Below are 24,898 nucleotides of genomic sequence, written 5' to 3'. Positions count from 1 at the left end.
CTCTCAGGAGGATTTGGCAAGGCGCAGGCCAATGCAACCGTGGGCGGCGAAGCGGGTGATGGCGTAGCGGCCTGCCGGCAGCCGAATGCGGCGTTCGAACCGCCCTTGAGGCAGCTCAAGGCGTAGAATACGAGCGTTGCGCAGTTCTGCGGGAAGCGTGCGGCGTCCGCTCACTACCAGCATCCCGTTTTCGAGCAGTGCTTCGACTTCATTCGGATCGACCCCCGGCAATGCGATTAGAATGAGAATCTCGCGATCGGTCTCCAGCACATCGATGGGCGGCTCCCAACTTGGCTCTCGAACGCCAGCTAATGGCTGCAAATTTAGGAACTGCTGGTGAAGGCGTTCGGCCCGGGCGAGCGTCTCGATGGCGTCGGACAGCATCCAATTGATTGGATCTTTCTCCGGCATGGCGCTCCTCCGCTACATCGATTCAAAGATGACACTACATGCTGCTTTCAATCGGAAACAAGATAGTTGGCACCGCGCAAGCACGACGAAATAAGTCTCTGTCGCGGCTGCGGTTCCGAAATCGATGAAATGCCATCATCAAATGATTGCTGCACCCAAACCACAGCATGCCAGAACGGCCCGGATTCTGTATTTGCTTCTCCACCGCAAGCCCTCGACCGTCAGGGCACATGATCGCCTGTCCGCAAGACAAGCCGATGTGATCGCGATCGGTCGCGAGGCGCTGTTTTTGCCGGCGATGACGGCGAGGTGTTCGGCGGCTGGCCAAAGCAACATGGTGGTGGCTGGAACGGCGCGAGCTTGGGTTGCGCAGGCTCGAAGGCCCGGCGCTGCCGTTCCGGAAATTGTGAGACGCCCGTGTTACGGCGCAATCGTCAGCACCGCCTTCATGTTGGGATGATATCGGCAGTAATATTCGACGCTGCCGGCCTTCGTCAGCACCGAGGTCACCGTCTGCTTCGGCGGCGTGGCGACATCGAAATCGCCGTTGCGCGCGGTCGCGGTGTGGGCGAACACGTCCTTGTTGATCCATTCGACGGTGTCGCCGACCTTGGCAGACACCTCGGCCGGCGCGAACACCAGATTGTCAATCGTGATCTGGATCGTCGCTGCAGGCGCCGGGACGACCGCCGCGCCGAGCAGCAGGGCGGCGACGAGGAGCCGGTATCGTCCCGGACGCATGGCGGCCTCCTATTTCAGCTTGGCGGCGACTTGTTCGGCGTGCTGCTGGTGGCCTTGAAAAATCTTTAGGCCGGTTTGCAGCAGGCTCTTCAGCTCGGCATTGCTGGCTGACGGAATCAATTGCGTCTCCAGCGCGCTGTTGACGGTCTTGTGGTAGGCGACCTCGTTGGCGAGATAGGCCTTGTCGTATTCGGCGCCCTTCAACTTGTCGAGCTCCGCGAGCTTCTCGGTGGCCTGCTTCGACAGCGTCTTGCTGGTGTCGTTGTCCTCCGGCGTCACCTTCAGCTTCTTGACCAGGTCGAGCGCCTGCTTGTTCACGGCCTCATGGTCGCGCACCATGTCTTGCGCGAATGCCTTGACGTCCTTGTTGCTGGCTTTTGAGATCGCCTGTTTGGCTGCGTTGATGTCGATCACGCCAGCCGTGTAGGCGATATGTGCGATCTGGGGATCGGTGGGTTTTGCGCCTTGCGCCAGCGCGGCGCTGCCAAGAAGGCTCAATGCGGCGATCGCCGCGCTCAATCGTATGAACATGGTTTGACACTCCTGTGGCGCGCGGAACCAATGCCGCGCGTTGATGAACAGGAGTTGGATGGGCGTGGAGTGCAGAGGTTCCCGGAAAAGTTAATCGAAGCCCAGCCGCTTCAGCACAGCGTCCGTCAGGCGCTCGCAGCGCCGGCCGGCAAAGGGGAACGCCTCCATCACCACGGGACCGATCTTGTTCTCGACGATGTCGCGCAGCATGGTGCGGGCGCGGTGCAGTCGGGTCTTTACCGTCTCCGGCTTCAGCCCAAGAATTCCGGCGGTCTCTTCCACATTCATCCCCTCGATGACGCGGGTGATGAAGACGAGACGGAACGCTTCCGGCAATTCGTCGATGGCGTGTTCGACGACATGCTGAATTTCACGCTGGGCCATGGATTTTTCCGGATCGTCGGCGGCACGAGGAAACTGGATGATCTGGGCCTCCAGCGCGCCCTGCGGCAATGAGTCCAGTTCGACGGCGGGCCGCTGGCGGCGCAGCCGGCCGAGCGCCTCATTCATGGTGATCCGCGACAACCACGTCGACAGGCTGGAATCACCGCGAAAGCTTTCCAGATGGGTGAAGGCACGGACATAGGCCTCCTGCACGACGTCTTCGGCCTCGCCATCGTTGCGCAGAATGCCGCGGGCGAGCCGGTACAGCCTGCGATTATTCGCCTGCATGATCGCGCGCACCGCCGCCTCGTCGCGGGCCAGCGCGCGGCGCACCAATTCGGCGTCGTCGGTATTGAGGCGCGCGGTGTCCGGTATGTGGGCCTGGTGCATGATATCCACCAATAACAGGGTATTGGGATTGGATGCTGCGGGAGCCAGCAGGTTCCCGAAATAATTTCGGCTGCGTGGACGGGCCAAACGTCAGCGTACCAGTTATTCGATATGACGCTTTGGCTCCACCGAGCCTTTCAATTTTGCGATAGAAGCCATGTCCACATTCAAATTCCTCGAACCCTCGCCGCGATCTATTCTGCACGTCAATCAACCCTTGGAATCGCGGAGGAAATTGAGCCCGATGGCGGAAGCAGCAAAATCACGCGCCGAGGCCGCACCGGCGCTGCCGACGTGGCCGGACGAGATCTACCGCGTGCTCAAGGACGCCGGCATTCGCCAGGTCGCGATGGTTCCGGACGCCGGCCACAGCCGCCTGATCCGCTCCTTCGAGGCCGATCCCGAGACTCGCGTCGTGACGCTGACGACGGAGGAAGAGGGCGTAGCGATGCTGGCGGGTGCGTGGCTCGGCGGCGAGCGCGGCGTGCTGCTGTTGCAGTCGAGCGGCGTCGGCAATTGCATCAACATGCTGTCGCTGCCCGTCATCTGTCATATGCCGTTACTGATGATCGTCACCATGCGCGGCGACTGGGGCGAGTTCAATCCGTGGCAGATCCCGATGGGGCAGGGCACGCGTCCCTCGCTGGAGGCCATGGGCGTGATCGTGAATAAAGTGGACGAGCCTGATCTCGTCGCCTCGACGGTGCAGGGCGCGGCCAACCTCGCCTTCAACACCTGGAAGCCGGTGGCGGTCCTGATCGGCCAGCGCGTGCTTGGCGCCAAGAATTTCAAGGAGCTTGCCCGCAAATGAGCAATCCGAACGCGCTTCTGCATCGCCGCGACGTCGTCAACGAACTGTTGCGCGACCGCGCCGATCTCCTCGTCATCGCCGGGCTCGGCGCGCCGAACTGGGACGTCTCCGCCGCCGGCGACCATCGGAACAATTTTCCGCTCTGGGGCGCGATGGGCGCCGCCTCGATGATCGGGCTTGGGCTGGCGCTGGCGCAGCCCAAGCGCAAGGTGCTCGTCGTCACCGGAGACGGCGAGATGCTGATGAATATCGGCTCGCTCGCCACGATCGCGGTGGAGGCGCCGAAGAATCTCACGATCGCCGTTCTCGACAACGAGCGCTTCGGCGAGACCGGCATGCAGAAAACCCCGACCGCGTCGGGAGTCGACCTCGCCGCGATCGCGACCGCCTGCGGCATCCGTACCTCGCGCATTGTTCGCACGATGGCCGAGGTGACCGAACTGCGCGACCTCGCGCATGATGGGCGAGGAACGGTTTTCGCGCAGATCAAGATCAACCCCGAGGCGCTGGTGTTCGTGATGCCGCCTGCCGACGGCGTCATCCTGACGACGCGCTTCCGGCAATCGGTGTTGGGAGACGAGGCGCTGTATAATTGAGGCGCAGCTACGCCGTCATGCTGATCTTCCAAAGCCCTTCACGGGAAAGCTGTTGAATCTCCGAGACGATCAGGGTGGCGATCGTCGTCGTTGCGATCGACGGCGGGTGGGCGATCGGCGAGGCCAGAATCAATTCGCGCGACACGGCGGGACTGACGGCCGCCATCTCCAGCCGTTTCGCCGCCACCTCGGTGCGGATGGCGGAAGGCGGCAGCAGCGTGTAGCCGAGCCCTTCCTCCATCAGGCTGATCTGGGCGCGGTAGGAATCGACCTCGATCATGGCCTCTAACTTCAGTTTTTCGCGCGCCAGCGCTTTCTCCAAGAGCGCCCGCAGACCATGTGAGATGCTCGGCAGGATCAGCTTCTGCTTCACCAGCCACTTCAGATCGACCTGCTTGCGCTTGTTCAGCCCCGATCCCGGCGGCCCGACAGCGACGATATCCTCGCGGCCGATCGACTGGACCTGAAGATGGAGATCGACCGCCGGACCATAGATGATCGCGAGATCCATCTCGCCGCGGTGCAGCCATTCGACCAGGTGCCCGCCATAGCTCTCCACGATGCGCAGCGAGACGTCGGGAAATTCGTTGAGGACGCGGCGGGCAAACCGTCCGGACAGGACAGCGCTGACCGTTGGCACCAGCCCGAGGATGACCCGGCCCGACGGATTGCCGTTCGCCGATTTGAGGTCGTCGCTGACCTGCTCGATCTGGCGGATCAGGCCGGTGGTGCGGTCGAGCAGCATCCGGCCCGCGCTGGTCAAGAGCATGCCGCGCCCGTTGCGGACGAACAGCTCGACGCGAAGCTCATGCTCGAGCAGCTTGATGTGGCGGCTCAGCGCCGGCTGCGCGGCACGTAGCCGGTCCGCGGCCTTGCTCAGGCTTCCACGTTCGGCTACGGCCCGGAAAGTCCGCAATTGTTTGAGATCCATCGAGTGCCCAGAGTGCCTGTTATGCAAGCGATCATATGCCGTTTTCGGAATCTCCGTCCATGACCGTACCCTCGGTTGCCCCCTCGCTAGTCCGCGCCGCGCTGCTGCTGCGCGAGGAAATCGCACTGCTCGATGTCAGGCACGAGGCCGTGTTCGCCACCGGTCATCCGCTGTTTGCCGCCAACATGGCGGCCGACCGGATCGCACTCGAAGCCGAGACGCGGCTGCCGCGCAAGGACGTGCCGATCGTGATTTATGACGCCGGTGAAGGCCTCGTCACCGTAGCGGCGGACCGCCTGAAAGCGTTGGGCTACACCAATGTCCGCCAGCTTGACGGCGGGCTGCAGGGCTGGAAGTCGGCGGGCTATGAGGTGTTCGAGGACGTCAACTCCTACGCCAAGGCCTTCGGCGAACTGGTCGAGTCGCGCCGCCACACGCCGTCGCTCGCCGCGGAGGAAGTCGACGCCCTGATTGCGAGCGGCGCCAACATCCAGATCCTCGATGTCCGCCGCTTCGATGAATACGCCACCATGAACATCCCGGGCTCCATCAGCGTGCCCGGCGCCGAACTGGTGCTGCGCGCCGGCCGCGCCGCGCCGGATCCCGAGACCACCATCATCGTCAATTGCGCAGGCCGCACCCGCTCGATCATCGGCACCCAGTCGCTGATCAATGCCGGCGTCGCGAACAAGGTGCGGGCGCTGCGCAACGGTACCATCGGCTGGACGCTGGCCAAACAACATCTCGAACATGGCAGTGACAGGCGCGGCGAAGTCGGTGCCATCAAAGGCGGCGAGGCCAATGCTTGCGACGTCGCCTATCGCGCCGGCGTCCGGCACATCGGATCAGAGGAAATGGTGGCATTGCGGGCGCAGGCCAACCGCACGCTCTACTGCTTCGACGTCCGCTCGGAGGAGGAATACACGGCTGGCCATATCACGGGCTTCCGCCATTACGCCGGCGGGCAATTGGTGCAGGAAATCGACATGGCGGCGCCGGTGCGCGGCGCCCGGATCGTGCTGACGGACCATATGAGCGTGCGCGCCGACATGACGGCGTCCTGGCTGGCGCAAATGGGCTGGGAAACTTACGTGCTTGAAGGGGGCTACGACGCCTCGCTGGAAATCGGGCCACCGCGCGTGATCCCAAAACCCGATCCGTCACATCGCTATCGCCGGCCCTACGAGGGCACCGATGTCAAGGAAAGCGCGATGCAGGCTTATCTCGACTGGGAATACGGCCTCGTCGAGCAGCTCCGCCGCGACGGCACGCACGGATTCTTCGTGATTTGAGATCGCGCAGGCGGAGCGGACTTGTCTCGCCGCAGCTCGAAGAGCGAGGGGGCGATACCCATCATTCATCCGCGCCGAAACTGGCCAGCTTCTCCGCCGAATAATTCTCGCCGATCGACATCGCGCAAATCCGCGAAAGCTGTACATAAGGAAGGCCGGTCTCCTCCGCCCATTCGTTGAACTGCGCCTGCACCTTGGCGAGATCGCGCTTGGAGGTAACCGTCTCCGCAATGTCGAGCCCGGCATCGCGCAGGCACAGGACGACGTCTCTGGAGGTGACGAATCCGTCCCAGCCGAGGAAACGCAGCATCATCTGCCCGGTATTGCCGCCGAGCCGGCTGCCGCGCTTGGCCAGCAGTTCCAGCAATCCGGCCTGGTCCGACGACGGCCAGTTCGCAAGGAACTTGCCGAAACTGCCGTGCTCCTTCGCAACGTCGCGGACGAAACCGGCATTGGCGCGCACCGACATGATCTTGGCGCCGTTGCGCACGATGCGGGTGTCTTTCATCAGGCTGTCCCAGAAATCATCCGGCTGAAGCGTCAGCGGCCCGGGCTTGAAGCCGAGAAACGCTTCCTCGAAGCCCGGCCATTTGCTCTCGATCACGCTCCAGGCAAAGCCCGCGCAGAACACCCGCTTGGTCATTTCTGCGAGAATGCGGTCGTCGCCAAGCTTGGCGAGCGCCTTCGGGTCCGGCTTGGCCGGCAGCAGCTTGGCGAGGGTCTTCGGTCCGCCCTTGCGCTTCTCGGCGCGGGCGCGGATGGTCTTGAACGCGGTCACGGTGCATGGCCCCATATGCTTAAGTTGAAAACCGCGGCTGAAATACCCGGAAAGCGCTAGTGTAGCGGATCATCCGGGAATTCCCAGCGGGCAGCCTGGAAGGTTAACCGTCGCAGAAGTGATCGGCTGACCTGCAAAGAATGGATGGCGTCCTGGCTGGATTTCGCCTAAAGCATCCCCACCTCATTCAAATCCGTCAGGCCGTGCGGCTGCGCGTCGTCAATGCGCAGCTTTTTAAGTCATTTCGGTTCGAGGCGCCCTTTTTCATATTCCCGGCCGACAACACCAACCAAGGTCTGACATCTCGTGACATTACTGCCCGCAAATGCGCCGCTCGCCCGAGCTTTGGCGGAACGCAATTATGATCGGCTGACGCCGGTGCAGACGGCGGTACTGGCCGACGATGCCGATGGCCGTGACCTGCTCGTTTCTGCGCAAACCGGTTCCGGCAAAACGGTCGCCTATGGTCTGGCGATTGGAACGAACCTGCTGGATGGCGCCGAACGATTCGAGCGGGCTGCCGCGCCCCTTGCATTGATTGTCGCGCCGACCCGCGAGCTTGCGCTTCAGGTGCACCGCGAACTCGGCTGGCTCTATCAGCATGCGGACGCCCGCGTGGTTTCCTGCGTCGGCGGCATGGATCCGCGCCGCGAGCAGCGCGAACTGGCCGCGGGCGCCCATATCGTGGTCGGCACGCCGGGGCGGCTCTGCGATCACTTGCGGCGCGGTCGGCTCGACGTCTCGGAATTGAAGGCGATCGTGCTCGACGAGGCTGACGAGATGCTCGATCTCGGTTTTCGCGAGGACATGGAATTCATCCTGCAGGCCACGCCGGAGAGCCGCCGCACGCTATTGTTCTCGGCCACCCTTCCTCGCGGCATCATTGCGCTGGCGAAGGAATATCAGCAAGACGCCTTCCGCGTCGAAGTCGCCGGCGACGAAGGCGGTCATGCCGATATCGAGTATCGCGCGATCCGGATTGCCGCCGGCGATGTCGAGCACGCCGTCGTCAATCTCCTCCGCTATTTCGAATCGCCTGGCACCCTGGTGTTTTGCAACACGCGCGAGGCCGTGCGGCATCTGCAGGCAACGCTGCTGGAGCGCGGCTTCTCCGTGGTGGCGCTGTCAGGCGAGTTGACCCAGAACGAGCGAACGTTGGCGCTGCAGGCCTTGCGCGACGGCCGCGCCCGCGTTTGCGTTGCGACCGACGTTGCCGCGCGCGGCATCGATTTGCCGAACCTCGACCTCGTCATCCACGCCGATCTGCCGAACGATCCGGAAGTCATGCAGCATCGTTCGGGTCGTACCGGGCGGGCCGGTCGCAAGGGCGTCAGCATCTTGCTGGTGCCGCCGGCGCGGCGGCGTCGCGCGGATATGCTGCTCAAGCTCGCCCGCATCGACGCGGTCTGGGGCTTGGCGCCGCAGCCGGATGAAATCCGCAAGCTCGATCAGGAGCGGCTGTTGCGCGATGATGTGTTCGCAGGCGAAATAACTACAGAAGATGAGGCACTCGCACAAACCTTGCTTGCGGAACGGTCGTCGCAGGAGATCGCCACCGCGCTGGCACGGCTCTATCGCGCGCGATTGCCCTCTCCCGAGGACATCGTCGATCCCGGCGAGGAGCGCGTCAAATCTCGTGCCGAGCGCGCACGCGAGCGGACCGATCGCGAGGCTGGAAGGGGAGTGAAGCCAACGAAATCCTCGACGCGCCACCGCATGGCGGAGGACACCATGTGGTTCAGCGCCGCGATCGGTCGCCGGAAGAACGCGGAAGCGCGTTGGCTGCTGCCGATGTTGTGCCGCCGCGGCAGCATCAAGAAGGAAGATATCGGCGCCATCCGTATTCTCGACAGTGTCACCGAGTTCGAGATTTCCGCGCGCGTCGCCGACCGCTTCGCCGCGCGCATCCGCCGTCCCGACAAGGAAGACAGCATTCGCATCGAGGCGATGACGAGTGCCCCGCCGCGCGAAGAGGCGCGACCCTCGAAGCCGCATGGCAAAGCGCACAGCGGCAAGCCTCATCGCGAAACCAACAATGGATATGATACGCGACCCGACAAACCCGAGGCCGCTGACCGGGCGAATTTCGCCACCAGGGGTCAGCGTCGGGACAAGCCGGCCTACGCCAGAAAGCCACGGCAGGAAGGGGAAGCGCCCGTCAAGTCCGCCTTCGCGAAGAACAAAAAGAAGAAATTTCGCGGCTAACGGCCGCCATCGAGGGGCCGGACAAGTTTCCGCAGCGCGAATGCCGACTACTTAGCAGAGGTTTTTGCCCACCTGGACTAACCTTGCATCCATGTTTTGAAATGGATGCTGGGAGATTGCATGGCCAGGACAGCCCTGACGTTGGGAAAGCATTTTGAACGCACCGTGCCGTTTTCGCTGGGCGTGATTTCGTCCGGGCGCCTGCTGCACACCGCCGGGATTACCGCGCGCGACGCCGACGGTGGGGTCGTCGGCGAAGGCGACATGCGTGCGCAGGTCGCGAAGTGCTTTGCCAATCTGGCCGATATTCTCGAGCACGCCGCGACCTCGTTCGACAACGTGGTCAAATTCACCATCTTCACGACCGACATCGACCGCTTCAACCACGAGACCCGCGAGATCCGGTTTCCCCATTTTAGCGGCCGTCCTGCCGCGACGCTGGTCGAGGTGAGCAGGCTCGTCGATCCGCGCATGCTGGTCGAAATCGAAGCCATCGTTTGCCTGGATTGATGCGATGGAACGCTCTGCACCGCAGTCCCTGGCGAATTTCCTCACGGCCGAGGCGCAGGCCATCGCGGACCGCTGCACGAAATGCGGCCAATGCGTCAGCGTATGCCCGGTCATTCCGTATGGCGCCGCGGTGAATACGCCGTCAGGTCAGGTGGTCGGCGGCATCGTAGACTTCCTCGGCGGGCAGGAACAACTCGATCCGGCTTCGGACACGTGGGCGTCGACCTGCAACGGTTGTGGGCTCTGTATCCCCGTTTGTCCCGAGGAAATCAATCCGCGCAAGATGCTCGCACTCGCCAGTGCGAGATCGGCGTCGCGCGGGTCGAAAACCCCCGAGCTTTTCCGCCGCATGTCGCGCGCTATCAAGGTCATGGCCGCCATGCAGCTTATCCCAGAGGAATTCCGCCGCGTATTCGTGCCGCCTCGCAAGAGGCGCGCGCCGATCGTGTTCTATCTCGGCTGCAACGCGCTGCGAACGCCCCATCTGCTGTTCAACTCGATGGCCGTGCTCGACGCGCTGGATGCCGACTATGAAGTCGTCGGCGGTCCGTCCTCCTGTTGCGGCGTCATCGCCACCAAATGGGAGGGCGAAATCAGCACGGGTGAACGCGTCACCGCCAACGCGATCGATCGTTTCGAAGGGTTCAGTCCGGAACGGGTGCTGAACTGGTGCCCGACGTGCCAGTTGCACCTTGGCGAAACCCTCGAAGGCTATCGCAAGACCAGCTACGACTTCGACCATCTGACGGAGTATCTCGTCAGTCGGATTGACGAACTGCGGAAAAAATTCGTGATCCCGATTGCACGCCGCGTCATCGTTCATGCGCATGTCGGCCGCGCCGATATCTGCCGCAATGTCGATTTGCTGTTGCGCGCGATTCCGGGCCTCGAGATCATCGAAACCGTTTTTGAATCGGGCTACACCTGCGGCGGCTCCGGCTGCAGCAAGTCGCCGGAATTGGCCGCACAGGAACACAACGAGCTTCTTGCGCGCGCAGACGCGACGGGCGCCGATATTCTGGTTACGCTCTACCATGGCTGCCACGCGGTTTTCATCGGCGCGGAGGCTCAAGGAAAATTCCGCGTGCTCAATTACACCGATCTGCTGGTCGAAGCGCTTGGCGGCGTGCCTCATGCCGATCGGCTGAAGGAGTTTCGCCTGCTCGATGACTGGCGGATGATCGCCGAAGAAGGTCGTCCCTATTTGCAAGCCAATGGCCTGGACATCGATCCGGAATGGCTCAAGCAGCATGGACCTGCCATCTTCGCGTCGCTGGAATTCAAGGGGCAGCTTGATTGTTTCGAGAAAGGACATGCGCATGCAAACCCTGCCTGATGTGCAGGTTCCCGCCGGAACGCTGTCGCCGAAATGGAATATCGCGACCGAAGGATTGAGCGCGGCACAGCGTCAGACGATCCTCGATCGCATGAAGGCCGTGTCGTTCGATCCGAAGGAAATACTGTTCGATCAGGGCGAGCCGAGCGATACGCTGCTGCTCGTCACCGAGGGCCGTGTCAGGCTGTTCCAGACGTTGGAGAACGGCGAACAATTCACCTTCGGCATCTGCCTGCCCGGCACGATCCTCGGGCTGGCGGCAACCGTCACCGGACAGGGCCGCATCTTATCGGCCGAAGCGCTGGAATCGGCCACCGCGTCCATCATGACGCGCTCCGATTTCCTGCATTGCCTCGCGGAAATTCCGCCGTTCCACTGGAACATCACCCGGCTGCTCGCCATCCTCTCGATTGAGAGCATCGAACGCAGCGGGCCGATGGTGCTGGATCGCGCCTCGGTGCGGCTCGGCACGGTGCTCAAATCGCTGGCGCGGCCGGAGCCGGGTCATACGGCGCAGCAATGCCTCTCCGTGGTCGACCTGACGCAGCAGGAACTCGCCAGGATGATCGGCGTGAGCCGAAGCTGGGTCGCGATCGCGCTGTCCGAATTCGAGCGGCTCGGGCTGATCTCCAAGAGCCGCGGCAAGATCGTGATCCGCAATACTAAGCGCCTCGACGGCTTCATCGCCGAGGAACGCAATCACTAGCGCCGATCTCGCGCGGATACCTCAAACGGAAGTCCAATACAGGATAGTTCATGAGCGTCTACATCATCGCCCAGTTGAAGTTCACCCGCCGCGAACTCTACGATCGCTATCAGGCGCGCTTTATGGGCGTATTCCAGAAATTCCGTGGCAAGCTGCTGGTAGCGGACGCACATCCGGTCGTGCTGGAGGGCGAGTGGCCGCGCGACAAGGTGGTAATCATGGAATTTCCCGATGACGCCGCGGCAAAGGAATTTCAAAATTCGCCGGAGTATCAGGAGATCGCGGTCGATCGCAAAGCCGGCGCCGATGCCATCGTGCTGGCGGTGAGGGGTTTGTGACATGGCGCGGCGTTGAGTTGATCGCCCGGCGGTAACAAGCCGCGGCTGCCCACGGAAATAACGCGCCCGTCCGCGCCGGTCGCAAGGTATCTCGGGACACCCGGAATCAAGCCTGCCGGCGCCGGTTGCAGGTTCCGTACTCGCATTATTGCATTCCGGAACATCAACGAGGTTGGCTTTCGCCGGACCATTCTTGTGCTATTGCTGTCAGGCGCTTCGCTCGCTTTGACATGATTGCGCCATCATGGCCGAAGCTTGCGAAGCTCTAAAAATCCTTCAGCATTGGCCGAAAGAATCATGACCGCACCTGAGCGAAACGCTTCCGTCTCGATTGATCCCGTAAAGCTCGACCGCCTCGCCGAAGTCGCGGTCAAGGTCGGCTTGCGGCTACAGCCGGGGCAGGATCTGCTGCTGACCGCGCCCTCGGTCGCGCTGCCGCTGGTGCGCCGGATTGCCGTACATGCGTACAAGGCCGGCGCGGGTTTGGTGACCCCGTTACTGTCGGACGAGGCGATCACGCTGGCGCGCTACCGCTACGGCCACGAGGCCGGTTTCGATCGTGCCGCCGACTGGCTCTACGAGGGCATGGCGAAGGCGTTCGGCGCCAACACCGCGCGCTTGGCCATCGTCGGCGACAATCCGATGCTGCTGTCGGGCGAGGATCCCGTGAAAGTGGCGCGCGCCAGCAAGGCCAATTCGATCGCCTATCAGCCAGCGCTGGAGAAGATCGTCAATTTCGATACCAACTGGAACATCATCGCCTATCCGAGTCCGTCCTGGGCCAAACAGGTTTTCCCTGACGTCCCCGAGGACGTCGCGGTGGCAAAACTGGCGGATGCGATTTTTGCGGCGTCCCGCGTCGATCAGGATGGCGCCGTCGCCGCCTGGGAAAAACACAACGCCGTGCTGCGCGAGCGCACCGAATGGCTGAACGGCCAGCGCTTCCACGCGCTGAAATACTCCGGCCCGGGCACCGATCTGACGATCGGCCTTGCCGACGGCCATGAATGGGAAGGCGGCGCCTCGACCGCGAAGAACGGCATTACCTGTAACGCCAATATCCCCACCGAGGAAGTCTTCACCACGCCGCATTGCCGGCGCGTCAGCGGCCATGTCGTCTCCTCCAAGCCGCTGTCCTATCAGGGCACGCTGATCGACAACATTGCGGTCAGGTTCGAGGAAGGCCGCATCGTCGAGGCAAAGGCCTCGCGCGGCGAGGAGGTGCTCAAGAAGGTGCTCGACACCGACGAGGGCGCGGCGCGTCTTGGCGAAGTGGCGCTGGTGCCGCATTCCTCGCCGATCTCGAAAAGCGGGCTATTGTTCTTCAACACGCTGTTCGACGAGAACGCGGCCTCCCATATCGCGCTCGGCCAGTGCTATTCGAAATGCTTCGTTGGCGGCGACAAGCTGACGCCAGAACAGATTGCGGCACAGGGCGGCAACAAGAGCCTCATTCACATCGACTGGATGATCGGATCGGCCGAAACCGACATCGACGGCATTCATGCCGACGGAAGCCGCGTCCCGGTGTTCCGCAAGGGCGAGTGGGCGTAATTAGCTCAGCGTGAGCCTGTAGAAATCGGTCGCCGTCTTCAAAAACAGCGCCGTCTTCTCGGCCTCGCTGTATTGCGCGGCGATACGCTTGAACGCGTTGAATATCACCTGGTAGCTGCACTGCCCTTTGTCGGGCGGAAAATTGCTTTCGAACATGCATCGATCGGGTCCAAAGGCCTCGATGCAAGTTTCGACATAGGAACGCCAGGCCGTCGCGGCCTCCTCGGAAGACGGTGGCTTCGGCCGCAGGTGAAACTCGTAACCGAGCAGGCACATCGCGAGCCAGCCGAGTTTCACCGCGACGTTCGGGCATCGCGCGATTTCCTGGATCGAGGCCTTCCATTGCGGAAAGACTTCGTCGCGGCGGCCGGCAAAGCGGCCGATGCCGACCGGGCCGCCGCAATGATCGAGCACGATTTTGGTGTCAGGGAAAGCTCGGGCGAGATCGGTGAGTTCGCCGATCTGCGGATGAAACAGCCAGGCGTCGAAGCTCAGGCCCAATGGCGCTAGGCAGGCAAAGCCCCTGCGGAACGTGCTGTCGAGCAACAGCCCTTTCGGCCGTGTCGCATACATGCCGGCGACGTTGGGATCGGCATCCCACGCCGAGGAATGCCGGATGCCGCGGAAGCGGCCGTTGCCGGCAGCGATCTCCGCTTCCAGTACGGCCTTCGCGCCCTCGCCGAGCAGCAGGTTGACGTGGCTGACGATGCTGGCACAGATCGCGGCCTTGCCATAGCCGCCGCTCGCCGCCATCGCCGCAACGCCATTGGCGAACTCGACTTCGCCGACCGGGCGAAACGCTTCCGGCCCCTGCGCGCGATACATCGAGCGGCAATCGACATATACGGTCGCGACGATGTTGTGGCCGGAGGCGATGTCGGCAGCCATCTCCTCCATCATGTAGCGCAGACCGCCTCGGTCCCAGAGATGGTGATGCGGATCAACGATCGGGCGCGCAGGATCGATGATCTCTTCAGTGTGCTGCGCCAGCCAGTCTTCGCGCGGATCGGCGTAGAGCCCGCTTCTGGAGGCGGGTGCAGTGCTGGCCGCCATGAGTTTCGCTCCCCGTGATTGTTATTGTTCGTCATTGCGAGCCAACGGATCGCGCGAATGCGCGCCCGTTGGCTCGCAATGACGGCGTTACTAGCGATGCGCTTACACCCCCTCCAGAATGATCACCGTCGGCGTGCCCGGCAGCGTGTCGCGCGAAATCTTCAAGGTTCGCTCGCTCCGCTGATCAATCTGGAACTGCTGCCCAATCAGACGCATGAATTCATCGAGAGGAGTGGCGAAGCGGTGCATCGGCAGCACGATGGAGGAACGTAGCCGCCGGGTGATCTCCGAAACGCCGTCGAGCGACATCGTATAGGTGCCGTCGATCGGCACCATCACGATGTCGAGCCGGCCGATCGCCGCAAAATGCGTCTCGTCGAGTTTGTGGTGCAGATGTCCGAGATGGCCGATGCAGAGGCCGGCGACTTCAAAGATGAAGATCGAGTTGCCGTCCTTGATCATGCCTCCGCTGGAGCCCTCGCCATAGTAGCGGCGGATGTCGGTCGGCACGTTGCGGATATAGACGTCGCCGACGCGCGTTGAGATATGCGCCGCCTGTCCATTCTCGCCCCAGCCATGCAGGACGTGCGGAATTTTTGGATCAGGAAATAATGTGTAGTGGGTTGAATGCGCGCGATTCATGGTGACGACGTCGGGAAGTCGTCCGGTCCGGTAGGTGCCGTTGAAGTCAGTCCCGATCCGCACGCCGTCGGGCGTGTCGATGTAATAGGTGGAATGTCCGACATAGGTAATCGCGACCTCTTCCACCTTGGCGGCGGTGCGGCGCAGGCTGACCGGAACGGCGCGTGGCGGCGCATTCGCCATCGCGAGGCATTCGCTGCGTAAAGGCTGCTGTTGGGCGGCCGCAGGCTCAATCAGCGAACCGAGGAAGGCGAGGGCGACAGCAAGGGATCGCAACATGGCATGACCCGTCAGCGGTGAAGGCCGTGGGCGACACTGTATCGCCGAATTCGGGAGACGTCATGGCATTCGCGCACGGCAGCGCGCCGGATTTGCTTCATCGGGGCCGGGCTATGACATATTGTAAGAAACAACCTGGGAGTTCGCCGTGACTGAAGAAACCGCCGCCCCGGCCTCGCGTGCCCCGTCATCGAAGCGGCTGGAGCCGCTGCGGCACGTCGATGCCGGCCCGCTCAGCATCGCCTATTACGAGGCGGGTCCGGCGGATGGCCCCGCCGTGATGCTGATGCATGGCTTTCCCTATGACATTCATTCCTATGTCGACGTCGCGCCGCAACTGGCTGCCCAGGGCTGCCGTGTCATCGTTCCCTATTTGCGTGGCTACGGCCCGACCCGGTTTCGCCATGCCGCGACGCCACGCTCGGGCGAGCAGGCGGCGGTCGGCGCCGACATGATGGCGCTGATGGATGCACTTCATATCCGCCGCGCAGTGTTCGCAGGCTATGACTGGGGCGGACGGGCGGCCTGCGTCGGCGCCGCACTATGGCCGGAGCGCTGCCTCGGGCTCGTCTGCGTCAATTCCTATCTGATCCAGGATATTGCCAACGCTATGGTGCCGATGCGCCCCGAACGCGAGGTGGCGCTGTGGTATCAGTACTACTTCCAGCTCGAGCGCGGCCGCGCCGGCCTTGCCGCCAACCGGCGCGAGATCGCCCGAATATTGTGGACGCAGTGGTCGCCGAACTGGTCGTTCGACGATGCCTGCTTCGAGCGGACTGCAGTGGCCCACGACAATCCCGATTACGTCGATGTAGTGATCCACAGCTATCGCCACCGCTTCGGTCTGGCCGAAGGCGATCCGCAATATGCCGACATCCAGCGCAGGCTGGCGGCACTTCCTCGCATCACCGTGCCGTCAATCACGCTGGACGGCGCTGGAGATGGCGTGGCGCCCGCGAGCGATGGCACCGCCAGCGCGTCGAAATTCACCGGCCGCCGCGTCCATCGCGTGGTGCCGCGCGTCGGGCACAATCTGCCGCAGGAAGCGCCGGAGGCGTTTGCGGCGGCGGTGATGGAGCTGGTTCGCGGATAAGTCGAGGGAGATCAAACGCTGGGCTGACCTGAGCAGGCGGGGTTGGCGAGGCAGTAGGGAAGCAGCCTATGGTTTCCGTTTCCCGAAGACAGCTAGCACAAACGACCAACGTTGTCAGCTAATCCCGCCGTGGGCTGATCTTCCACGTCGCAGCCAAAATCGCCGTCGTGAGCGCGCCGCTGATCGCGGCGGCAACCGGGATGGTGACGGCGAGAACTGACGTCGCGGCCCAGCCGATCGAGCAGAAGGCTTCCGCGAAGGTCGCCAGGCGCGACGAAGTCTGGCGGCGACGGAACTGGGTGCGTTTGGCCTGCACGCGGAACCAAAGCTGGATCGCGGCGGCAGAGACGGTCGCGATAATGACGCCGAGCGCGGTGACGATCGCCTGCGTCAAGGAGGCAAACGCAAGGGCTGCGATCAGCGGCGTGAAGATGGCGCCGATGGCGATCAGCACCACTTCGACCTTAGCGCGGATCACGCGCGAGGGCGGCAGCGGTGCGGTTGCGACCAGGTCGGCGGCATCTTCTCCTGAGATCGTCAGCCAGGCGAGACCGCCGGCAAGCTGGCCCGCCGCCATCACGATCACCGGCGTGATCAGCACGATCGCGTCAGAGCTTTCCGAAAAACTTCGCCACAGCAACAGGGCCGGCGGCACCAGATACAGCAGTTGCATCAGGCTTTGCGACAGCAGCCACGGGTCGCGCTTCAGCAGCAGGAACTCCTTGGTGCGTAGCGCCCGTTGCCGCGAGCCGCCGCGAAACGCCGTGGCGCGCGGCCCGCGACGGACAGCGCGCGTGGTAGCGGCGACACGGACGACGGTACCGGCAAATCGCGGCGAAAAGACCGCCATCACGGCGCCGAGCAGCAGGAGCCCGCCGGCCAAGAGCCATGATAGCACCATGCCGTCGCCGATCGCCGCACGCGCCGGCCACCACAGCGGACTGTCGAGACCAGGCGCATAGGCTGAAGCGGCATCGGAGGTCAGCACGGCGAAGCGAGACAACGTACCGTAGGAAAGGATGGCCGCGACCTGTAGCGTGATGACGAAGCCCGCGCCGATGACGGCGGCCACGATCTGTGCGACGAGGCGGGTGCGGCTCGGGCCGATCAGCCTGAACAGCAGCAGGGTGATCGCGATCGCTACCGCTGCAGCCGAAAGGCCGATGGCGACGACGACGCCGAACGCCGAGAGCCAGCGCGCGCCGCCGCCGATCACGAGAACGTCGACAAAAGGCGTCGACAGCAGCAGCGCCATTCCGATGACGGATAGCGCGATCGCCGCGATCCGCACCGAGAACACGTTGGCGAGGTTCGCCGGCGACGACATCAGGAGGTCGAGATCGGCGCGGGCGTAAAACACCCGCGTCACTGACTCGATCGCCTGCGACAACATCAAGGCCCAGGCAAGAAAGATGGTCGCGGTGATGACGATCAGTTCCGGCTTGCCTAGCGGCGCCTGCAAATCCGCAAAGCGGCCGATCACCGCATAGGCTGGCAAGTGCATAATGGCAGCGAACACGACCAGGGCGATGATCGCGCGCTTTCGTTTTCCCCGGCTGCCGGTGATCATGGCCAGCCATTCGCGCCAGGCCAGCCGGATTTCGTGCCGGGCAAACCAGGTGAGCGCCGCGGCCGAACTCATGCGGCTGCCGCCCCGGCGTCGACGAGCGCGATGAACATGTCTTCGAGGCTGGTGTCGCCACGGCCGTTCTGCTGGCGCAGCTCGCTGAGCGTACCCTCGGCCACCAGCCGTCCCGCGGCGATGACACCGATCCGGTCGGCCATCCGCTCGGCGACTTCGAGAATATGCGTCGTCATGATCACGGTGCAGCCGGAGCGGACGCGCTCCTGCAGCAATCCCTTGACGTGACGCGCCGACAGCGCGTCGAGCCCGGTCAGCGGCTCGTCCAGGATGATCAGCCGGGGATCGTGAACCAGTGCGCCGGCGAGCGCCACCTTCTGCCGCATGCCCTTGGAAAATCCCTCGCAGCGTTCGTGCAGATGCGGCTCCAGTCCGAGCGACGCCAGAAGCTGGTGAGCGGAAGTTTCGGAAGTTGTGCGATCGATGCCCCACAGGCCGGCGACGAATTCGAGATATTCCAGCGGCGTCAGCTTGTCGTAGATCATGGGCTCGTCGGAAACCCAGGCCATGATCTGCTTCGCGGCGACGGGATCGGCAAGCGCATCGATGCCCAATGTCGCGACAGAGCCGGCGTCGGGCTTGAGCAGACCGGCGACCATGCGCAAGGTCGTGGTCTTGCCGGCGCCGTTGGGGCCGAGCAGGGCATAGAACTCGCCGGTGCGAACGGTGAGGTCGAGCGCATCGACCGCCGGGCGGTCAAAACGCTTCGTTAACCCTCGCACCTCGAGCGCCGATACATCCGCTTTCATGATTTCGGAACGATCCAGTTGTTCGTCGCGGACCATGAACCGAAGAACTTTCGGCGCGGTGAATCTGGTGGACCAAATCGCGCCGACCCCCGCAACTTCCCGGGCTGCGGCATTTCTCCGCAATTGTTAACGGCGCTGCTCGCAGCGCTTTGTTGACAGCGGTCGGCGCTTTGGGCTCAATGCAGCGGGACATATGCGGCTGCAGGCATCGTGGATGCGGGGCAGCGTGTAGACACAAGATGCGAAAGAGGCGATCGACAGAATCGCCCGGCATCGGGGAGGGAAATGATGCTGGACTTCGTTCAGCAGCTCGTGAGTGGCATCGCGCTCGGCTGCGTCTATGGCCTGATCGCGCTCGGTTTTGTGCTCATTTACAAGGCAACCGAGGTCGTCAATTTCGCCCAGGGCGATTTGATGATGCTGGGCGGATTCTTCGCCTTCACATTCATCGGCATGCTTGGTCTCAATTACTGGCTCGGATTCGCCGGTGCCGTCATCGCCATGGCCCTGTTCGGCATGTTGGCCGAACGCGTCGTCGTGCGCCCGATTCTCGGCTATCCGCAGTTTTCCATCATCATGGCGACGATCGGGCTCGGATATTTCCTGCGCTCCGTGGTCGGCATGATCTGGGGCACCGACGATTTCAAGATCGAGACGCCGTTCAGCGACGGCGTGCTGCGAATCGGCTCGCTGGTGCTGGCATACGACAAGCTGTCGGTGATCGCCGCCACCATCATCCTCTGCGCGCTGTTGTACCTATTCTTCAACCGTACCACGCTCGGCACCGCGATGCGCGCCAGTTCGGAGAATATGCTGGCTGCCTACTACATGGGCATTCCGGTCAAGCGCGTGGTGTCGATCGTGTGGGCGATCGCTGCGGCGGTCGCGACCGCAGCCGGCGTGCTGCTGGCGCCGATCACCTTCATTCACTCCAATGTCGGACTGGTGCTGGGTCTGAAAGCATTTCCCGCCGCCGTGCTCGGCGGCTTCGGCTCGATTCCGGGTGCCGTGGTCGGAGGCGTGCTGATCGGCGTGATCGAGAGCATGGCCGGCTTCTACCTGCCGCAGGGCTGGAAAGACGTCGCGCCCTACATCGTCCTTCTGGTGGTGCTGCTGCTCAAGCCCGAAGGCCTGTTCGGTGTTCACATGCGGAAGAAGGTCTAATGCGTTTTCTCTTCAAGACGGATTACGAAGACGACATCAAACTGTTTCCGCACAGCGGCTACGTCGTTTCCTACGGTATCCTGCTGGCGTTTCTCCTGATCGCGCCCTTCGTGCTTTCCAGCTACCTCGTCAGCCAACTGGTGTTCGTCTGCATCTATGCAACGGTCGGCGTGGGACTGATGATTCTCACCGGCTTCACCGGGCAGGCCTCACTCGGGCACGCCGCCTTTCTGGCGATCGGCGCTTACACGGCGGCCTATCTGCAGCAGTTCAACGTGCCGTTTCCGGTCTATTTCCTGGCCGGCGGCCTGTTGACCGGCGTGGTCGGCGCGCTGGTCGGATTCCCGGCGCTGCGGCTGACGGGCATCTATCTCGTCATCGCGACAATTTCCTTCGCCTTCATCGTTGAAGAGGTGCTGGCGCGTTGGGAAAGCGTAACCCACGGCAATGAGGGCATGCGGGTCAAGACGCTGAGCCTGTTCGGGCAGGCGGTGCCGCAAAACGGCCCGACCTTCTACTATCTCTGTCTTGCCGTACTGATCCTCACCATCGTGGGCACGCTCAATCTGCTGCGCTCGCCGACAGGACGCGCCTTCGTCGCGATCCGCGACAGCGAAACCGCGGCGCGCAGCATGGGCGTCAATGTGTCGCTCTACAAGGTGAAGTCGTTTGCGATCAGCGCGGCGATCACAGGTCTCGCCGGCGTGCTGTTCGCGCACAAGCTCTCCTTCATCTCGCCGGAAATGTTCACGCTGCAGCTCTCGATCGAGTTCATCATCGTGATCCTGATCGGCGGCGCCTTCAGCCTGCATGGCGCGGTGTTAGGCGCAATCTTTCTGGTCATGATCGATCCGTTCCTGACATACCTGAAGGACGACCTGCCCGGCATCATCGCCGGAATCGCAGCGACCTTTGGCGCCGACAGCATCACGGCCGGGAAAATTCACGGCAACGTCGCCGCCATTGCGTCCGCCAACGGCCTGAAGGGCGCCATCTACGGGGTGATCATCGTGCTGTTCGTGCTGTTCGAGCCGCTCGGTCTCTACGGCCGCTGGCTGAAGATAAAACTCTTCTTCCAGCTCTTCCCGCTCTACAAGCGCGCTACCTTCAAACGCCAGAAGATCTACGTGAAATCGGAGCGGAACCGATGAGCTATTTCCGTGCCGAAAACCTGTCTCTGCACTTCGGCGGCCTCAAAGCTGTCGATTCCGTCAGCTTCGCTGTGGAGAAGGGCGAGATACTCTCGATCATCGGCCCGAACGGCGCCGGCAAGAGTTCAATCTTCAACCTGATCTCGCGGATTTATCCGCCGACCTCGGGCAGGATCTTCTTCGAGGACCAGGATATTACCAATCAGCCGGCCTACGATATCGCAGGCCTCGGCATCGCCCGCACCTTCCAGAACATCGAATTGTTCGAGAATGCGACCATGCTGAGCAATCTGTTGGTCGGCCGGCACCGCCACTCCACCACGCGGCTCTGGCAGGAATTGCTGTTCCTGCCGAGCGTGCGCGCCGGCGAAAAGATGCATCGCCGCCGCGTCGAGCAGGTGATCGAATTCCTCGATCTCGAAGCCTATCGCGACAAGCTGATCTCGGGGCTGCCTTACGGCGTCCGCAAGGTGATCGAGCTGGCGCGCGCGCTGTGCTCCGAGCCGAAGCTGATCCTGCTCGACGAGCCGTCCTCCGGGCTCAATGTCGAGGAGACCGAGGACATGTCGTTCTGGATCCGCGATATGAAGACCGAGCTTGGCATCACCGTCTTGATGGTCGAGCACGACATGACGCTGGTCAACCGCGTCTCCGACCGTGTGATTGCGCTCAACTACGGTCGCGTGCTCGCGATGGGCTCGCCGTCTGAGGTGCAGCGCCATCCCGACGTCGTCGCCGCCTATCTCGGCGCATGAGGATGATGCCATGAGCGCTTCCGACATCATCCTCAAGCTCAGCAATATCGAGAGCTATTACGGGCCGATCATGGCCATCCGCGGCATCAGCCTGGAGGTGCCGCGCGGCCGCATCGTTACCCTGCTCGGCGCCAACGGCGCCGGCAAGACCACCGTGCTCAAGACCATCTCCGGTATTCTCGATCCGCAAAAAGGCTCGATCGAGTTTCTGGGCAAGCCGATCCAGCGCATGGAAGCCGACAAGATCGTTCGGCTGGGCTTGAGCCACGTGCCGGAGGGGCGCGAGGTGTTTCCGTTCCTCTCGGTACGCGAAAATCTGATGATGGGCGCCTACCCGCGCAAGGACCGGGCCGGCGTCGCCGAAGACCTCGAGCGCGTCTACGGCTATTTCCCGCGACTGAAGGAACGCATCAACCAGCCGGCCGGGCAGCTTTCCGGCGGCGAGCAGCAGATGCTGGCGATCGGGCGGGCGCTGATGAACCGGCCGACCCTACTACTTTTGGACGAGCCCTCGCTCGGCCTGTCGCCGATCCTGGTGAAGGAGATCTTCGCCATCATCAAGCGCGTCAACGAGGAGCAGGGCATGTCGATCCTGTTGGTCGAGCAGAATGCCAAGGTAGCGCTGGAGACCGCGCATTACGGCTACGTGCTGGAAATTGGTCGAGTCGTGATGAACGACACCTGCGAGCGGCTGATGAATTCAAAGGATATCCAGGAATTCTATCTCGGCGCCAAGGAAGAGGGCGCCCGCGGCGAACGGCGCTGGAAGAAGAAGAAGACGTGGCGTTAGAAGACTTGGCGTTAGAAGACTTGGCGTCAGAAGACCTGGCGTTAGAATATCTGGCGTTAACCGTCGCAGTCAAAAGCATGGCGTTAAGAACGAGTTAGAGCTAAATTCGAGCCTGCTTCGAAAACCAAGACCGGTTTGAACACCGGCACCGGAGGCAGGCGACAGAGGGAGGAGATGCGGATGGCCAGACCGGCAGTGCTGACGGTCGCCGACACGATCGCGAAGAGCTTCTTGCTGTCCGTGGAAACACGCGGCGACCGGCCGGCGATCCGCGAGAAGAAGTTCGGCATCTGGCAGCCGACCAGTTGGCGCGAATGGCTGCAGATATCCAAGGACGTGGCCTATGGTCTGCATGCCAGCGGGTTCCGGCCCGGGGACGTCGCCTCGATCATCGCCAACGCCGTGCCGGAATGGGTCTATGCCGACATGGGCATCCTCTGCGCCGGCGGCGTTTCATCCGGCATCTACCCAACCGACTCCTCGTCGCAGGTTGAATACTTGATCAAAGATTCCTCGACCAAGGTGATCTTCGCTGAGGACGAGGAACAGCTCGACAAGATACTCGCCTGCCGTTCGCGTTGCCCGACGCTGCAGAAGATCGTCGTGTTCGACATGGAAGGCCTGACCGGTTTCAGCGACCCGATGGTGTTGTCGCTGGCCGAATTCATGGCGCTCGGTCGCAACCACGCGCAGGGCAACGAGGCGCTGTGGGACGAGATGATCGCAAGCCGCAGCACAGGCGATCTCGCTATCCTTGTCTACACCTCGGGCACCACCGGCCCACCCAAGGGCGCCATGCATTCCAACCGCAGCGTGACGCACCAGATGCGCCACGCCAACGACCTGTTTCCGTCGACTGATTCCGAGGAACGGCTGGTGTTCTTGCCGCTCTGCCACGTCGCCGAGCGGATCGGCGGCTATTACGTCTCGCTGGCGCTGGGATCGGTGATGAATTTCGCCGAAAGCCCGGAGACCGTGCCGGACAATCTGCGCGAGGTGCAGCCGACCGCCTTCCTTGCGGTGCCGAGAATTTGGGAAAAGTTTTATTCCGGAATCACGATCGCGCTGAAGGATGCGACCACGTTCCAGAACTGGATGTACCGCAACGCGCTCGCCATCGGCAATCGGATGACCGAATACAAGCTGCAGGGCGATACGCCGCCACTGTCCTTGCGGCTGGCCAACCGCGTCGCCTATTGGCTGGTGTTCCGCAACATCCGCCGCATGCTCGGGCTCGACCGGTGCCGGCTGGCCTTTACCGGCGCGGCCCCGATCGCGCCGGACCTGATCCGCTGGTATCTCGCGCTCGGCCTCGACATGCGCGAAGTCTACGGCCAGACCGAGAATTGCGGTGTCGCGACCATCATGCCGCCCGATCGCATCAAGCTCGGGTCGGTCGGCAAGGCCGCGCCGTGGGGCGAGGTTGCGATCTCGCCGCAGGGCGAAATCCTGATCCGCGGCGACTTCCTGTTCATGGGCTATCTGAACCAGCCCGAGAAGACCGCCGAGACCATCGACGCCAAGGGATGGCTGCACACCGGCGACGTCGGTTCGATCGACAATGAAGGCTTCGTCAAGATCACCGACCGGATGAAGGACATCATCATCACCTCGGGCGGCAAGAACATCACGCCGTCGGAGATCGAGAACCAGCTAAAATTCTCGCCTTACGTTTCGGACGCCGTGGTGATCGGCGACAAGCGGCCGTATTTGACCTGCCTCGTCATGATCGACCAGGAGAATGTCGAGAAATACGCGCAGGACCACGATATTCCCTTCACTAATTATGCCAGCCTGTGCCGTGCGCAGGAGATCCAGGACTTGATCCAGCGTGAGATCGAGGCGGTCAACGCCAACTTCGCGCGCGTCGAAACCATCAAGAAGTTCTACCTCATCGAGCGTCAGTTGACTCCCGAGGACGAGGAACTGACGCCGACCATGAAGCTGAAGCGCAGCTTCGTGAATAAGCGCTACGCCGCCGAGATCGACGCCATGTATCGCGAACGGGCGGTGGCGTAGGCGGAGATTTGGAACCAAGTATTTGAAAACGGCGAAGGACTGAGAAG

Annotated in this window: 25 protein-coding genes; 15 read left to right on the top strand and 10 right to left on the bottom strand. The window is 62.7% G+C overall.

All coding sequences use genetic code 11. The features are described 5' to 3' along the window. Window positions 1-3: 3 nt before the first annotated feature. The 4 genes from KJQ96_RS13710 to KJQ96_RS13695 all read right to left on the bottom strand — a co-directional run bounded on the left by KJQ96_RS13710 (window position 4) and on the right by KJQ96_RS13695 (window position 2,457). Window positions 4-411: an Hsp20/alpha crystallin family protein gene (locus tag KJQ96_RS13710; RefSeq protein WP_028351811.1), complete on the bottom strand. Its 408-nt coding sequence runs from the start codon at window positions 409-411 to the stop codon at window positions 4-6. 420 nt (window positions 412-831) lie between these two features. After that, a complete protein-coding gene (locus KJQ96_RS13705; protein ID WP_213287102.1) occupies window positions 832-1,152 on the bottom strand; it encodes a cupredoxin domain-containing protein in 321 nt (106 codons plus the stop codon). A gap of 9 nt (window positions 1,153-1,161) precedes the next feature. After that, entirely contained in the window at window positions 1,162-1,683 is a 522-nt protein-coding gene (locus KJQ96_RS13700) for a DUF4142 domain-containing protein (RefSeq protein ID WP_213287101.1), read from the bottom strand. 90 nt (window positions 1,684-1,773) lie between these two features. After that, window positions 1,774-2,457, bottom strand: a complete 684-nt coding sequence (locus KJQ96_RS13695) for an RNA polymerase sigma factor (protein ID WP_213287100.1) — start codon at window positions 2,455-2,457, stop codon at window positions 1,774-1,776. Between the two features lie 244 nt (window positions 2,458-2,701). Between KJQ96_RS13695 and KJQ96_RS13690 the strand changes: the two genes are divergently transcribed. Both KJQ96_RS13690 and KJQ96_RS13685 read left to right on the top strand, forming a co-directional pair. Beyond that, the gene (locus tag KJQ96_RS13690; RefSeq protein ID WP_057841186.1) at window positions 2,702-3,268 is read left to right on the top strand and encodes a thiamine pyrophosphate-binding protein; all 567 of its coding nucleotides are present in this window, start codon (window positions 2,702-2,704) and stop codon (window positions 3,266-3,268) included. Continuing rightward, a complete protein-coding gene (locus KJQ96_RS13685; RefSeq protein ID WP_213287099.1) occupies window positions 3,265-3,864 on the top strand; it encodes a thiamine pyrophosphate-dependent enzyme in 600 nt (199 codons plus the stop codon). Before KJQ96_RS13690 ends, KJQ96_RS13685 begins: the two co-directional genes overlap by 4 nt. 7 nt (window positions 3,865-3,871) lie before the next feature. Here the strand turns inward: KJQ96_RS13685 and KJQ96_RS13680 are convergent, their stop codons facing one another. After that, a complete protein-coding gene (locus KJQ96_RS13680) occupies window positions 3,872-4,795 on the bottom strand; it encodes a LysR substrate-binding domain-containing protein (RefSeq protein WP_213287098.1) in 924 nt (307 codons plus the stop codon). Between the two features lie 59 nt (window positions 4,796-4,854). Between KJQ96_RS13680 and KJQ96_RS13675 the strand changes: the two genes are divergently transcribed. Next, entirely contained in the window at window positions 4,855-6,087 is a 1,233-nt protein-coding gene (locus tag KJQ96_RS13675) for a rhodanese-like domain-containing protein (RefSeq protein ID WP_213287097.1), read from the top strand. A 61-nt stretch (window positions 6,088-6,148) separates the two neighbouring features. Here KJQ96_RS13675 and KJQ96_RS13670 read toward each other — a convergent pair whose 3' ends face one another. Further along, window positions 6,149-6,865, bottom strand: a complete 717-nt coding sequence (locus KJQ96_RS13670; protein WP_213287096.1) for a DNA-3-methyladenine glycosylase I — start codon at window positions 6,863-6,865, stop codon at window positions 6,149-6,151. Window positions 6,866-7,171: 306 nt separating this feature from the next. On the opposite strand from KJQ96_RS13670, the gene KJQ96_RS13665 reads away from it, so the two are divergent. The 6 genes from KJQ96_RS13665 (at window position 7,172) to KJQ96_RS13640 (ending at window position 13,514) form a co-directional block, all read left to right on the top strand. After that, window positions 7,172-9,070, top strand: a complete 1,899-nt coding sequence (locus tag KJQ96_RS13665) for a DEAD/DEAH box helicase (protein ID WP_213287095.1) — start codon at window positions 7,172-7,174, stop codon at window positions 9,068-9,070. A 120-nt stretch (window positions 9,071-9,190) separates the two neighbouring features. Further along, a complete protein-coding gene (locus KJQ96_RS13660) occupies window positions 9,191-9,580 on the top strand; it encodes a RidA family protein (RefSeq protein WP_213287094.1) in 390 nt (129 codons plus the stop codon). Window positions 9,581-9,584: 4 nt separating this feature from the next. Continuing rightward, entirely contained in the window at window positions 9,585-10,916 is a 1,332-nt protein-coding gene (locus tag KJQ96_RS13655) for a (Fe-S)-binding protein (protein ID WP_213287093.1), read from the top strand. Continuing rightward, complete coding sequence (locus tag KJQ96_RS13650; RefSeq protein WP_213287092.1) at window positions 10,894-11,622, top strand: Crp/Fnr family transcriptional regulator; 729 nt, start codon at window positions 10,894-10,896, stop codon at window positions 11,620-11,622. Before KJQ96_RS13655 ends, KJQ96_RS13650 begins: the two co-directional genes overlap by 23 nt. Before the next feature lie 50 nt (window positions 11,623-11,672). Continuing rightward, on the top strand, window positions 11,673-11,960 hold the full coding sequence (locus KJQ96_RS13645) for a DUF1330 domain-containing protein (RefSeq protein WP_213287091.1): 288 nt from the start codon (window positions 11,673-11,675) through the stop codon (window positions 11,958-11,960). A gap of 297 nt (window positions 11,961-12,257) precedes the next feature. Next, window positions 12,258-13,514 carry an aminopeptidase gene (locus KJQ96_RS13640; RefSeq protein ID WP_213287090.1) on the top strand — a complete coding sequence of 419 codons (1,257 nt, stop codon included), beginning with the start codon at window positions 12,258-12,260 and terminating at the stop codon, window positions 13,512-13,514. Here the strand turns inward: KJQ96_RS13640 and KJQ96_RS13635 are convergent, their stop codons facing one another. Then, window positions 13,515-14,567 carry an amidohydrolase gene (locus tag KJQ96_RS13635; protein ID WP_213287089.1) on the bottom strand — a complete coding sequence of 351 codons (1,053 nt, stop codon included), beginning with the start codon at window positions 14,565-14,567 and terminating at the stop codon, window positions 13,515-13,517. Between the two features lie 102 nt (window positions 14,568-14,669). Beyond that, complete coding sequence (locus KJQ96_RS13630) at window positions 14,670-15,488, bottom strand: MBL fold metallo-hydrolase (protein ID WP_213287088.1); 819 nt, start codon at window positions 15,486-15,488, stop codon at window positions 14,670-14,672. Window positions 15,489-15,696: 208 nt separating this feature from the next. On the opposite strand from KJQ96_RS13630, the gene KJQ96_RS13625 reads away from it, so the two are divergent. Beyond that, the gene (locus tag KJQ96_RS13625) at window positions 15,697-16,581 is read left to right on the top strand and encodes an alpha/beta fold hydrolase (RefSeq protein ID WP_213287145.1); all 885 of its coding nucleotides are present in this window, start codon (window positions 15,697-15,699) and stop codon (window positions 16,579-16,581) included. Between the two features lie 118 nt (window positions 16,582-16,699). On the opposite strand, the gene KJQ96_RS13620 is transcribed toward KJQ96_RS13625, so the two are convergent. Beyond that, window positions 16,700-18,223 carry a permease gene (locus KJQ96_RS13620; RefSeq protein ID WP_213287087.1) on the bottom strand — a complete coding sequence of 508 codons (1,524 nt, stop codon included), beginning with the start codon at window positions 18,221-18,223 and terminating at the stop codon, window positions 16,700-16,702. Further along, entirely contained in the window at window positions 18,220-18,972 is a 753-nt protein-coding gene (locus KJQ96_RS13615) for an ABC transporter ATP-binding protein (RefSeq protein WP_213287086.1), read from the bottom strand. The genes KJQ96_RS13620 and KJQ96_RS13615 overlap by 4 nt, the downstream gene beginning before the upstream one ends. Before the next feature lie 288 nt (window positions 18,973-19,260). Between KJQ96_RS13615 and KJQ96_RS13610 the strand changes: the two genes are divergently transcribed. From KJQ96_RS13610 to KJQ96_RS13590, 5 genes are all read left to right on the top strand, one after another. After that, window positions 19,261-20,136, top strand: a complete 876-nt coding sequence (locus KJQ96_RS13610) for a branched-chain amino acid ABC transporter permease (RefSeq protein WP_028351790.1) — start codon at window positions 19,261-19,263, stop codon at window positions 20,134-20,136. Then, complete coding sequence (locus KJQ96_RS13605) at window positions 20,136-21,287, top strand: branched-chain amino acid ABC transporter permease (RefSeq protein ID WP_213287085.1); 1,152 nt, start codon at window positions 20,136-20,138, stop codon at window positions 21,285-21,287. Before KJQ96_RS13610 ends, KJQ96_RS13605 begins: the two co-directional genes overlap by 1 nt. After that, on the top strand, window positions 21,284-22,042 hold the full coding sequence (locus KJQ96_RS13600) for an ABC transporter ATP-binding protein (protein ID WP_028351788.1): 759 nt from the start codon (window positions 21,284-21,286) through the stop codon (window positions 22,040-22,042). Before KJQ96_RS13605 ends, KJQ96_RS13600 begins: the two co-directional genes overlap by 4 nt. A gap of 10 nt (window positions 22,043-22,052) precedes the next feature. After that, a complete protein-coding gene (locus KJQ96_RS13595) occupies window positions 22,053-22,832 on the top strand; it encodes an ABC transporter ATP-binding protein (protein ID WP_213287084.1) in 780 nt (259 codons plus the stop codon). A 180-nt stretch (window positions 22,833-23,012) separates the two neighbouring features. Further along, complete coding sequence (locus tag KJQ96_RS13590; protein WP_213287083.1) at window positions 23,013-24,851, top strand: long-chain fatty acid--CoA ligase; 1,839 nt, start codon at window positions 23,013-23,015, stop codon at window positions 24,849-24,851. Window positions 24,852-24,898 lie beyond the last annotated feature (47 nt).

Source organism: Bradyrhizobium sp. sGM-13, assembly GCF_018398875.1.
Lineage (GTDB): Bacteria > Pseudomonadota > Alphaproteobacteria > Rhizobiales > Xanthobacteraceae > Bradyrhizobium.
This window is presented reverse-complemented; position numbering and strand designations above follow the sequence as displayed.